Source organism: Bacillus sp. F19 (assembly GCA_023823795.1).
In the GTDB taxonomy this organism is placed as follows: Bacteria; Bacillota; Bacilli; order Bacillales; family Bacillaceae; genus Bacillus_P.
Genome location: CP085710.1, coordinates 480,662 through 493,308, shown reverse-complemented (window position 1 = coordinate 493,308; position 12,647 = coordinate 480,662). Strand labels below are relative to the sequence as shown.

Sequence of the window (12,647 nt, the reverse complement as noted above, 5' to 3'; positions counted from 1 at the left end):
TGAAAATATATTATAATATTATTTGCTATTCGTCTATAGTATTCTATTCTTTTTATCTATTGACATTTCATCTATTGTTGATCCCTTCATCAGGATAGTAGACTAAAATCTCTCATTATCAATAATATTTATTTAATAATCTATATAAAAATAAAAAAGAAAGCATCACATTCCATGACACTCTCTCTCCTTTATCTATAAATAATTATTTTTCAGCTAAAACATCTGCAAAAGCTTTTACATAAGGCGGCAAGTCGGGTGGTCTTCTGCTCGAAACGATATGTCCGTCAACAACAACTGCTTCATCATGCCATTTGGCCCCTGCATTCTCCATATCATCTTTAATGCCAGGTGTACTTGTTACATTTCTGCCTTCTAATATTCTGGCTGAAATCAGCACCCATCCTGCATGACAGATTTGTCCGATCGGCTTTTCTTTCTCATGCATGTCCTTCACCATTTGAAGAACCTCTGGATATCGTCTTAATTTATCAGGCGCCCATCCTCCAGGAACCAAAATGGCGTCATAATCTAGAGAGCGTATATCACCAAACGCATAATCCGATTTGGCTGGAACACCATACTTTCCGATATAGGTTTCGCCTGCTTTCTCACCTACTAAGTGGACTGCTGCCCCTTCTTCCTGTAAACGAAGCACAGGGTACCATAATTCAAGATCTTCAAAATCAGCACTGACCAGTGCAATAACTTTTTTATTTGATAAACGCATTGTCCCACCTCCACATTCAGTATAGCATGACCATTTCGCTAATGAAAAAAAGAGGCATTCAAACAACCTCGTCTTTCAGCTGACTTTGAAATAGACCGCAGTAAAATCCTTTTTCACGAAGAAGGGACTCGTGACTTCCTTTTTCAATCAGCGTTCCATTCTCAATCACAAGGATTTGGTCAGCTTTTTGAATGGTATTCAGCCTGTGTGCAATCACAAAACTTGTTCTGCCTTTCATCAATCTTTGAAGGGCTTCCTGGATTTTCAGCTCTGTAATGGTATCGATGCTGCTTGTCGCTTCATCAAGAACTAGAATAACCGGACTAGAAAGGATCGCTCTTGCAATGGACAGCAGCTGTTTTTGACCCTGGCTGATCCCGCTTCCGTCCTGAGTGAGAACCGTTTCATACTGATTTTTTGTTTTCATGATAAAAGAATGGGCATTCGCTTCTTTTGCAGCTTGCATCACTTCTTCATCCGTTGCATCCAAACGGCCGTACCGAATGTTTTCCATGATTGTCCCGGTGAATAAGAAGGGATCCTGAAGGACAAATGCCATGTGCTCTCTCAGGCTGCTTCGCCTGATTTTTGTGCTTTCCATCCCATCTATCAGAATCTTTCCATCATCAGGATCGTAAAATCGGGATAACAGGTTGATCATCGTCGTTTTTCCTGCACCGGTAGGACCGACGATGGCTACCGTTTCACCGGGAGATGCATGAAAACTCAAGTTTTGAACCGTCTGCTGTTCTTCCTCATAAGAGAATGAGACCGTGTCAAATATAACTTCTCCCTTCACTGCTTGAAGGTCTGAAGCATCTTCCTCATCTTTCATTTCCTCGTGTTCATCCAGAATTTCAAACACTCTCTCAGCACCTGCTACAGCAGATAGAATCGTATTGAACTGATTCGCAAGTTCATTTAGAGGACGTGTGAACTGTCTGGAGTATTCAGTGAAAATCACGATTACCCCGATTGAAACCAAATCATTCAGAGCGAGGATGCCGCCCACCCCGGCAATCACGGCAAAGCTTAAATTGTTCAGGACGTTCATCAGCTTCGGAATAAAGCCTGATATGGTCTGAGCCCAAAACCCTGCTCCTTTAAGCCTCTGACTCTTTTCCAGAAACTCAGTTATCACTTTTTGTTCCTGTGAAAACGTCTTAACGATGCGCTGACCTGAAATGGTTTCTTCAATAAAGCCATTAAGATTTCCCAAGTTCTGCTGCTGTGCTTTGAATAACTTTCCTGTTCTGTTCGTGATCCACCTCATCCCACAGAACATAATCGGGATAATGGCAAGAGTTATTAATGTAAGCAGCGGACTCAGCCAGAGCATGACACAAATAGTTCCTGCAAGTGTCAGGATACTTGAGAAAATTTGAATAACAGAGCTGTTTAAGGTCGAACTGACGTTTTCAATATCATTTGTTACCCTGCTCATCAGTTCCCCGTGCTGCCGTTTATCAAAGTATGAAATCGGCAGGCTGTGCAGATGGCGGAAAAGCTGAGTTCTCATGGTGAAAACGGTATTTTGGGCAATTCCGATCATCCAGATGTTCTGCAGCAGCAGAGAAATGGATTGGACAAGATAAATTAAGACTAAAGCAATCAGCAGCTTAATAAACCCGCTGCTTTCTTTAGTGACAATATAATCATCAATGACTCTCCCAATCAGGTAAGGACCAAGAAGGGCCAAAAAGGAACTAAGAACTACCATAAGAAGAACCAGACTAAGCAGTCCTTTATTCAAAGAAAGATACGACCATACCCTTGTTATCGTCACAAACCAGTTTTTTGGTTTCACTGTTTTTTTCTGAAGTGGTTCTTCCTGTTTTACTTTCGGATACTTGAATGGCTTACTTAGCTCTTTGAACATCCTGCAGGGCCTCCTCTCCAAACTGGGATTCATAGATCCGCTGATACAGCGCCGATTCTTCTATTAATTCATGATGAGAACCCTGAGCCAGAACTTCTCCTTCATCCAGCAAGAGGATCTGGCTCGCCCCCATAGCCGTGCTGATTTTTTGTGTAATGATAAAAATCGTGCAGTCATATGCTTTTAACGCTTTTAAAAGCTTTGCTTCCGTAGTTAAATCAAGAGCGCTTGTGCTGTCATCAAGCAGAAGAATTTTAGGCTTGCGGACTAGTGCTCTCGCTATCGAAAGTCTTTGTTTTTGGCCTCCAGAAAGGTTGACTCCTTTTTGGCCCACCCTTGTATCATAGCCATTCGGAAGCCTTTCAATCGTTTCATGAATCTGAGCATTTATTGCCGCTTCCTTGATTTCTTCAAGTGCTGCTCCTTCTTTTCCCCATGCAATATTCTCTCTGATCGATCCTGTGAACAAGAGGGACTCCTGCGGGACAAACCCAATTTGTCCCCTGAGACTTTCAAGCTTCATATCAAGCAGATTCTTTGAATCAATGTAAATCGCCCCGTCCGTCACGTCATAAAGCCTTGGAATCAGATTGAAAATGGACGATTTCCCAGAGCCTGTGGCTCCAAGCAGGGCAATCATTTCACCCGCATTCACAGTAAAGGAAAGGTCATTCAGCACAGCGGTGTCCGTTCCCGGATAAGTAAAAGAAACGGATTTAAATTCAATTTCGCCTTTTTCAATCACACTTGTTTCTTCTGCATCAAGTGAATCAGTCAAGTCCGCTTCTGTCTCCAAAACTTCATTGATGCGGCCAGCTGATGCTTTTGCACGTGAAAAAGCCATGATGATAAAAGAAAAAATGGATAAAACAGAGGAAATCCGCAGCGCATAGTTTACAATCGCCACTACTTCCCCAACCTTCGCATCCCCTGTGCCCGCATTGATGCTGCCAAACCAGAGTATGGCAAGGATGCTGATATTCATAACCAATAATAAAACAGGCATGGCAATCTCCATCAGCCTGAGTGCTGAAACAGTCCCGCTCCTTAACTCTTCATTTGCTTTTGTAAACCTTGAGACTTCATAGTTTCTTCTCAAAAAGGCCTTGATAATGCGCATTCCGGTCAGATTCTCCTGCATGACGCCATTGACGGAATCAAGCCGGTCCTGTACTGCTTTGAACAGACCGCTTCCCTTTTTCATCATCCACAATAAGAAACCTATTAAAAGGGGAATAGAAATGAGAAGAATGAGTGCCAGCTGAAAATTGACGATTAAAGCCATGATCGTACCCCCTACTATTAATAAGGGAGCACGAAGCATTATCCGCAGGCTCATAAAAATCGTATTCTGAAGCTGAGTCACGTCATTCGTCATCCTCGTGATGAGAGACGATGTCGGAAACAGGCTAAAATTCGCAAAAGAAAAGGACTGGACCTTCTCAAACAAATCTTTGCGTACATCATACCCAAAGCTCTGACTGACGTGAGCCGCGTAAAAGGAATTCGTCACACCTGCAGCAAAAGCCGCAATTGAAATCCCAACCATGACGCTTCCCCAATAGATGACAACTGATAAATCATTTTTCAAAATGCCATCATCAATTATTTTCGCCATTAACAGCGGATGCAACAGCTCTACCCCAAGCTCAATCAGCATCAGGGTCAGGGCCACACCCATCGCAAGACGGTAAGGCTTTAGCAAAGAAAATACTTTCGACATGTGGCTGCCTCCAAACGTTGCAACATTCTATGTACATATTTAGCTGGACTAATATCTTGAATTTCATCTATTCTATCATACTCCTTATTGGTTAAAATTTGAATATTTAGATTTATGTTTCTCTAATTAAAAAATATGCTCAATTACAGGAATCGCACAAAAAATAGACCTCTTGGTAAACAAGAGGCCATTTCAAATCTTATGAACTTATTGAGCGATTCTTCTTATCAAGTTTAGGTGCAGAATCGGGCCCTTCATATATATATTCATTTTCCCAATAGTCTGCATTTTTAATGCCGAGTTTTACAGGGTCGAATACCGGATCAAGCCCTTGTTTCTTTTGCTCCTCATAATCTTTTAGAGATAAAAGAGCAGGTTTAGCAAGGATTATTATCGCAATTAAGTTCAGCCATACCATAATTCCGAGGCCGACATCCCCTAATGCCCAAGCTAAGGATGCTGTTTTAACTGAACCGTAAAATGTTGCGCCGAGCAAAACAACTTTTAATAAGAACATGGGAACTTTATTGCTTTTCCCGCGTGTTAAGTAGGCAATATTTGTCTCAGCAATATAGTAATAAGCCATAATAGTCGTGAACGCAAAGAATAATAAGGATATCGCAACGAATCCAGAGCCAAATCCCGGAATCGGTATGACAGATTCAACTGCTGCCTGAGTAAACACCGGACCTGGCTCAACTTTAGCTCCCAGTTCGTTCACAATAAAATTGCCTTCAGGATCTTGTGTATTATACATTCCTGTAAAAAGAATCATAAAGGCTGTAGCGGAACATACAAAAAGCGTGTCAATATAAACGGAGAATGCTTGAACTAAGCCTTGCTTGGCAGGGTGGGAAACTTCAGCTGCAGCTGCAGGATGAGCTCCGGTACCTTGCCCCGCTTCATTGGAATAAATACCGCGCTTAACTCCCCATGCAATTGCCATACCAACGATGCCGCCAAAAGCAGAATCTAATGCAAATGCACTTTTAAAAATAAGAGCAAAAACAGCAGGAACCTCTGTTATATTTGCGGCGATAATGATAAGTGATACAAGAATATATCCGAGGGCCATAAAAGGAACAACGAACTGAGCAACATTCGCAATTCTTTTGACTCCTCCAAAAATAATAAGTGCCAATACAATAACAAGTCCCACACCAGTATAGACGGGGTTCAGCCCAAAAGCATTATCAAGACCAAGCGCAATCGAATTTGATTGAACTCCAGGCATTAATAGACTCATAGCAAGCAAGGCAGCCAAGGCGAATGTAATGCCATACCATTTCCATCCAGTACCTTTTTCAATATAGTATGCCGGCCCCCCGCGGTATTGTCCATCTTGCTTTACTTTATAAATTTGAGCAAGAGTGGATTCAACAAATGCGCTTGAAGCACCAATAAATGCAATTGCCCACATCCAGAAAACAGCTCCCGGACCGCCGAAACCGATTGCAGTAGCAACGCCGGCAATATTACCTGTTCCTACACGGCCTGATAAGGCAATTGATAAAGCCTGAAAAGAAGAAACTCCAGCTTCAGAGCTTTTGCCTTGAAACATCAGCAAAATCATATCTTTAATGTGTCTTACTTGCAGAAATCGGGTTAAAATGGAAAAAATAAGTCCTATTGCTAAAATTGTGTAAATAACTGGGGTGCTCCACAAAATTCCGTTTAAGCTAGTAACAAACGCCTCCAAATAAAATCCCCCTTTAATACTGAATATTCTTTCTTTTTAGATTATAAGGGATAAGCAATAAGTGTACAATCTCTATTTTGATAGAATATGTCCCATATGTCGTGATGAAATACAATAAAAACGCAAACAACCTATATAGGTAGCGGTTCTTCTTCCTTACACTACGCGTTAAAAAAAGTGACATAAAAAAGAATGCGCCTAAAAAGGCACACTCTTATTCTCTAAAAATAATTCTGGATAGTCAGTAATAAGTGCAGAGACACCCGACTTGGCCAAATCCTCTAGTTTATCAGTCTGATTTACTGTAAAAACTCTGAGGGGATACCCTGCATCAACGGTTCTTTTTCCAGCAGCTGAGACTGCAAATAAAGCTTCCGAATGGAGGCCATTTGCCCGAACCTTCCTGGCTTCCTCCATAATGTTTGATGGGATCCCTTCGAATAAAAGGGCCGTTTGAATGTCATTGTCCAGCTCTCGCATTCTCCCCATGCTTTTAAAATTAAAGGATGAGAGAATGACTGAGTCCATCATTCCTGACCTCTGTACACACTGAAGCACTTTTTCTTCTATCCCCTCATAGAGCAGGACATCATTTTTCAGTTCAATATTTACTTTCATTTCTGGACCGCTCGTTTTGATTAAGTCCAGGACATCCTGTAAAGAGGGAATTTTTTGCCGCGAATATTTGGGGTGAAACCAGCTTCCGGCATCAAACAGTTTTAATTGTTTGTATCTGAAATCTTTTACAAATCCAATCCCATTCGTTGTCCGGTCTATTTGTTCATCGTGAATAACAACAGCTTCTCCATCCTTTGTCATCTGCACATCAAGCTCAATGCCGTCCGCCCCAATCTTACAGGCCGCTTCAAAGGCGGCCATCGTGTTCTCAGGAAACTTACCGCTGCATCCCCGGTGTGCGTATATTTCAACTGGCTTGCTCAAGATTTTGTACTCCTTTCTATGATGCAATTCTTAGATTCTGTCAAAATAGGAACCGACGAATCTAAAAAACTGATTCATCAGTTCCTCCTATTATTTCCCTTGTTTCTTCCCTGCTGATTCAAGTGCACGATCTGTTTCTTTCGCCGCCTGATCTAATGCTTTTTGCGGATCCATTCCCTGATAAAGACTTTCCATTCCTGATACGATCTTCTGTCTTGATTCAGGGAATATTGCTTTCCGTCTACGGTATAGTAGTTGAAAATGTTTTTCTCCCATTGCGCTGTATCAAAGTTTTCTTCATCGATAAACTTTTGGTCAGGCTGAATTTTACCGCTGTCGATCATGTATTTAGTGCCTACTTCAAATGTCTGCATAATAGATGGAGCATCAGATGTTCTTGCAACTGTATTGAATTTCGTTAAAGCTGCTTCATATGTACCCTGAAAAACAGGTTTCACTTCAACTTCATCCTGCGGCTCATTAAAATCCTTTGCAAGATCTGCCCAGGCCGTCATTCTCTTTTTTGGCATTTTGTAAAAACCATAAAAAAACGCGGCCTTTTACAAAACACCTATGTTTTTTTATGGTTTCTCACTATCTCAACCTGGTTATATTCACTTGCCTTTCATGAGTTCCATCATACCTCTTCAAGGTAAATCCAGTATGAAGGTAATGTAGATTTATATGAAGGAATTGTTAGGGGTTTGTAAAATACAAAAAGAAAAACCCTAGCTTTTTAGGCTAACAGGTTCCAGTGAAGGAGAATTGAAGTTGAAGGCAGTATTCAGCGGAAAAGTTAAGAATTGATCACAAGAAATCGTTTAGTATATGAACTATGCCCAATGTTGCAAAATCGGGAATTTTGAGTATTCATCGCATGCAGTTGTTTCCCCGAAACTGTCTAATCAAGGTTTTGGATATTTGATAGGCAAAAATAATCATTCATCACAAAACGTTAAAATAACAAAAAAACGGGTACGAAACTGCTGTGCAATTTCGTACCCGTTTTCTTCTGTCCTGTGTTTTTTTGAGGTTCTCGGAACGGCGACCACGGTTCCACCATGATAGTGCTCAGTCCTGTTCAGAGCAATCTGGCTGGGTGACATGCTGTCTTCAAGCACTAATTTATCCAGAAAGCGGCTGCATACGCTTTAAGGGCTGCAGGCATTCCGCTGCCCTTGCTGAACTGCCACGTGCCAAGTCCGAGCGCCGAGACCATAAGCTCCGGCTCCCCAAAGTCTCCTTAGCGGTGTCTCCAGTTTCATTTGAATCCCCCGTTTACTTAACCTTTGTACGAAGCTGAGACCTTCTTATGACTTGATTGATCACCTCAGAAAAAACAAGGCCGATCGCGATGGAACCTGAAATCATAAATGCTTTTGCAGCTAATGTAATCGCAGTATTATAGTCATTTTCAACGAAATTTCTCATCGCGTCGTACGCCATTCCCCCAGGAACCAAAGGAATAATGCCGGCTACGCTGAAAATAATAATCGGCGTTTTGTAGATCTTTGCAAAAACCTGACTTGTCACAGCTACAAATACAGCTGAAATGACAGTAGCAGGAACTGCATCAAATCCATAGCCCACCAAGGATATATAGATCATCCAGCCGCACATCCCTACAAGTCCGCATTTAATGAGGGAAGGTTTAGGCGCCTGAAAAATAATGCCGAATGCAGCGGTAGATATAAAGCTTGTCACTAGCTGTCCCAAGACCCACATCATTCTTTCTCTCCCTTAAAATAATGAAAAAACAACCGCAATACCAGATCCGATGGCGAATGCAGTTAAAAACGCTTCTGCTCCTTTTGAAAGTCCCGATATCAAATGCCCGGCCATTAAATCCCTGACTGCATTTGTAATAAGCAGACCAGGAACTAATGGCATAACTGAGCCAATAATCACTTTATCCATTTCAGATCCAAAACCGGTCCTTACGAATAAATAAGCAAGCATTCCTATAATGAATGCCGCCAGAAACTCCGCAAAGAATTTAATAGGCACAAGACGATGGAAATAAATAACGGCCATAAAACCGAGCCCCCCTGCCAGAACAGCAGGAATAAAATCAGACCACTGCCCCTGAAACATAATCAGAAAGCAGCCGCTTGCAATCGCTGCAGCAATCACCTGCAAAAAGAGAGAGTAGGTAGAGTTCGCCTCATCAATTTCTTTTAACAAATCATAGGCTTCATCAACATTTAAATCTCCATTGCTTATTTTCCTTGAAATGGCGTTCACATTCGTAACCTTATCAAGATCAGTCGTTCGTTCCATGATTCGAATTAATTTCGTCTTCGTCGGCTCATCTGACTCTATGGAGAAGATGATGCCAGTCGGTGTCACATAACTATGCGAGTTCTTCACACCGTATGATGCAGCAATCCGCATCATCGTATCTTCTACCCGGTACGTTTCAGCTCCGCTGATCAGCATAATTTTTCCGGCAAGCAGACAAACCTCCATAATCTTATAAGAATAATTTTGCTGACTCTTCATCTTTATGTTCTCTCCAATAGCTTGATATTCCCCTTCAAGTAAGGATTTATGTTTGTGGTTTGTTTCAGTTTATCTGAGTTTTGGGGGATTATCAATTTTTGGACAAAGCAAAGGACCCTAAAATAAAGGGTCCTTCTGTTTATTGATGTTTAATATACGTATTCTCTTCATTCGCCTTCACCATAAATTCATATTGAAGGAGTCTTACTTCAAAGAGACGCAATGGGTCGTAATAGATTTCAGGACTTGCTTTCATTTTCTCAAGGGTTGCTTTTGAACCTGAAATTTCATTTTCTGATTCGTGGATGGTCTGTTCCACATACAGAATCGGATTTTGGAAGAACATGATAATGTCCGCTTTCAGAGCCTTTTCAAATAAATCGAATTCGAGGAAGAATTTTTTTGAAATTTCTTCTGATGTGTCCTCGTAGTTTTTGCTTTCGACATATTTTTTATATTGGTTGTACAGCACCGACTTGTTTTGGGGAAGAGCGGCGAACAGCTTTCCGGCGCTTTTCAGCAGGAATTCTGTCGGCTTAAATCTAAGCAGGATATTCTGCTCGTCAACATCCGCTCTGCTTGTCATTCTGTTTAAATCACGGCGCCAGTCTTCAATGACTTTAAAATCGCAGAGAAGCTTCATTTTTTCTTCTCCGTATAAACCATTGAAAGACAGGCTCATTTCATCAAGATACGCCTGGCTTTCGTTTAGCTCTTCATTTGATTGTGAAAGCCATTCACGCAGAGCCGTTTGGAATCTTGGAATCAAGTTCTGATGGATATAAGCGCTAATTTCTTCATTCATTTTCTTGTTTAACGATATGTGAATTTGGCTGAAATCACTGTTTTCACTAATATGAGCAGAACAGTTGCGCAGAATTTTCGGCAGCTGCACAGCCATGTCTCTTTTCATCTCAGCAGTCACTTCACGATAGGAAGCCGAGATGGATTTAGCCTTTTCCTGCTCCACGTCTCTTAAATGATTCATGAAGCCGTTCAGTCTTACTAAAATATCCTCATTCCATTTAACGGATTCTACTAATCGATTCTCCATCTGAACGCGTTTGTTCAGAAGATCCGTAAGTGTCTTGCGTATGAAATATAGAAGTTTTGCCGTGCGTTTTTCTTCCAGCTTCGCGTCCGATTTTCTGAAAACAGTATTCAAAAATTCACTCAAACCGCCAAGATTATCCGGTGAAAAAGCAAATACCTGTGACTGAGGGAAGAACTGGTTGATTGTTCCCTGCAGGTCTTCTGCCAATTTCCACTGTTCAGATGAATGATTCAGGATAAAGTGAAACGGTGTATCAAGAGCATATTCCTGAAGCTTCATCAGCAATTCAAGCTCGTGCTCATTAAAAGGCGTATTTTTATCAAGGACGAACAGCATTCCATCTGATATCGGCAGAAATTCTGCTGTTTGTTCTACATCTCCAATACGATCCAATTCAGGTGTATGCAGGAACACCGTATTGTTCTCTTCTAAAAGAGCAGAAGGCCATTTCACTTCAATCCAAGTATTTTCTGATTCCTGATACTCAGGATTGTCAGATATCCTTCTTATGCCGGCATTTGTAATTTCATTCATTTCCGCCAAATCACCATCAGATCGTACAAACACAGGTGAATCAGTGCGGCTGACCAGATTTTCCTGAAGGATATGATTAATAAATGCGGATTTTCCGCTTTCAGTTGTGCCGGTGATTAAAAGACGAGATGTCTTTAAGTCGGAAAGCCCTGAAACGAGCCATTTCTTTTTATAGCCCACTTCGATATGGTTATTCTCTGCCCAAGAAACAAGAGACTTAAATAAATCCAGGCTGTATTTGAGACTGATGCTGTCATGCTCCGAATCAAAGATCAGCTTTTCAGCTGTCTTAAGATTCGCAGCATCCATAGACGATGGAAAAATTTCATTCCATGCAAGTACAGCCGTTGCAGCAAATAACGCTTTTGACTGATTCGCAAGCTTTTGCCAGTTCGCTAAAAGCACAGGAATAATATCTTCTAAATCCTTTACCAAATAAGTGCCATTAATCACACTTAAGTAAGTGTTCTGGTGGATATCAGACATCTTCGTCCAGGAATCAAACGGCTGCACATCAACATTAAGGAAGATTGTATTAACGGTTTTCAGCCATGATAAGTAGGAATCACCATTTCGGTAGCTGTCCCACAAGGAAGCTGTAACCTTCTGAAATAATTTTTGATTGATTCGGAAAAGAGAAATTAGCGGCTGATAAAAGTATTCAGGATCAAACGATTTCGTATATCCCGCTTGAACATACTCATTCAGCAGCTCAAACCATTCAAGCGATTCCGTTCGCACGCCTTCAGCAACAGTAAGCTCAACGGCATTCTTCCAGTCCTGCTGATCCTCATAGAAAGATCGTGCCAGATCCGTTACATTCGGATAATCCGAATGAATATCCATCGCCTTTTTAATGACCTTATATGCAAGTTCAATTTTGTCTCTCAATAGATAAAGTGAAAATAATTCAAGCGCCACTTCCATTTTCAAAGTCTTCGAATCACTTTGAATGGATGTGTAAATATCCTCTGCAGCTGAAAGATGACCCAGAGCATAATAAGAGTCCGCAATATTTTTCTTGGCCCATGACTCTAATTCATTGCTGATATTTTCCCACTTGAAGATCGCTGTCTCATAATCTTTGTTGTGAAAATAGACCTCACCCTGTGCAAAGCGAATATAGGACAGATCATAAACTTCCTTTGCCTGCTCCTCGAAATAAAGTTCTCCAAGCACCTGTACAGGCTGAGCAGAAGCACTGTCTTCCATAAACCTTTCAAAATATGCTTTATGAATCAACTGTTTATCGTTTGTCATTTTACCCTCCACCTAACGTACACTAGAAACTTATCTATAATAGTCTATTCTATCAAAAGATGCATTTAGAATGCTTTATTTATGTATACCCGTTTTGCCGGTTTTTACACTACTAAGGATCTAGTCGGGACAGCATTTGAGATATACCTGGGCTTTAAGTCGGTATCCATGTGTTTAAATTATCCAGTTTCCCATGAAATAATGGTAAACACCGGAAAATTCAAGGAGAATAATCCCTTATGTAATTAGTATGTGATTCTAAAGGCTTATTTTACAGGTAAAATAAGCTAATTTGCCCGAAATCATTTTCGGGTGGGCTGAAGC

At 41.1% G+C, this 12,647-nt stretch carries 8 protein-coding genes and 1 pseudogene; all 9 read right to left on the bottom strand.

Features of this window, described 5'->3' with window-relative positions; translation table 11 throughout:
- Positions 1-205: 205 nt before the first annotated feature.
- The gene (locus LIT25_02685; GenBank protein ID USK34327.1) at positions 206-730 is read right to left on the bottom strand and encodes a type 1 glutamine amidotransferase; all 525 of its coding nucleotides are present in this window, start codon (positions 728-730) and stop codon (positions 206-208) included.
- Positions 731-788: 58 nt separating this feature from the next.
- A complete protein-coding gene (locus tag LIT25_02680; GenBank protein USK34326.1) occupies positions 789-2,609 on the bottom strand; it encodes an ABC transporter ATP-binding protein/permease in 1,821 nt (606 codons plus the stop codon).
- Positions 2,590-4,332: an ABC transporter ATP-binding protein/permease gene (locus tag LIT25_02675; GenBank protein ID USK34325.1), complete on the bottom strand. Its 1,743-nt coding sequence runs from the start codon at positions 4,330-4,332 to the stop codon at positions 2,590-2,592. The genes LIT25_02680 and LIT25_02675 overlap by 20 nt, the downstream gene beginning before the upstream one ends.
- Before the next feature lie 199 nt (positions 4,333-4,531).
- Positions 4,532-6,031: an alanine:cation symporter family protein gene (locus LIT25_02670; protein ID USK34324.1), complete on the bottom strand. Its 1,500-nt coding sequence runs from the start codon at positions 6,029-6,031 to the stop codon at positions 4,532-4,534.
- A gap of 198 nt (positions 6,032-6,229) precedes the next feature.
- Positions 6,230-6,973, bottom strand: coding sequence for a glycerophosphodiester phosphodiesterase (locus LIT25_02665; protein ID USK34323.1), 744 nt, complete (start codon positions 6,971-6,973; stop codon positions 6,230-6,232).
- Positions 6,974-7,194: 221 nt separating this feature from the next.
- A pseudogene (locus tag LIT25_02660) lies at positions 7,195-7,473 on the bottom strand (ABC transporter substrate-binding protein).
- A gap of 778 nt (positions 7,474-8,251) precedes the next feature.
- On the bottom strand, positions 8,252-8,698 hold the full coding sequence (locus tag LIT25_02655; GenBank protein ID USK36128.1) for a threonine/serine exporter family protein: 447 nt from the start codon (positions 8,696-8,698) through the stop codon (positions 8,252-8,254).
- Positions 8,699-8,713: 15 nt separating this feature from the next.
- Positions 8,714-9,475, bottom strand: coding sequence for a threonine/serine exporter family protein (locus LIT25_02650; GenBank protein USK34322.1), 762 nt, complete (start codon positions 9,473-9,475; stop codon positions 8,714-8,716).
- A gap of 139 nt (positions 9,476-9,614) precedes the next feature.
- Positions 9,615-12,323: a GTPase domain-containing protein gene (locus LIT25_02645; protein USK34321.1), complete on the bottom strand. Its 2,709-nt coding sequence runs from the start codon at positions 12,321-12,323 to the stop codon at positions 9,615-9,617.
- Between the last annotated feature and the right edge of the window lie 324 nt (positions 12,324-12,647).

Coding starts and splice junctions, on each gene's coding strand:
- LIT25_02650 (USK34322.1), bottom strand. CDS start 9,475: ATGAAGAGTCAGCAAAATTATTCTTATAAGATTATGGAGGTTTGTCTG.
- LIT25_02645 (USK34321.1), bottom strand. CDS start 12,323: ATGACAAACGATAAACAGTTGATTCATAAAGCATATTTTGAAAGGTTT.
- LIT25_02655 (USK36128.1), bottom strand. CDS start 8,698: ATGTGGGTCTTGGGACAGCTAGTGACAAGCTTTATATCTACCGCTGCA.
- LIT25_02675 (USK34325.1), bottom strand. CDS start 4,332: ATGTCGAAAGTATTTTCTTTGCTAAAGCCTTACCGTCTTGCGATGGGT.
- LIT25_02680 (USK34326.1), bottom strand. CDS start 2,609: ATGTTCAAAGAGCTAAGTAAGCCATTCAAGTATCCGAAAGTAAAACAG.
- LIT25_02685 (USK34327.1), bottom strand. CDS start 730: ATGCGTTTATCAAATAAAAAAGTTATTGCACTGGTCAGTGCTGATTTT.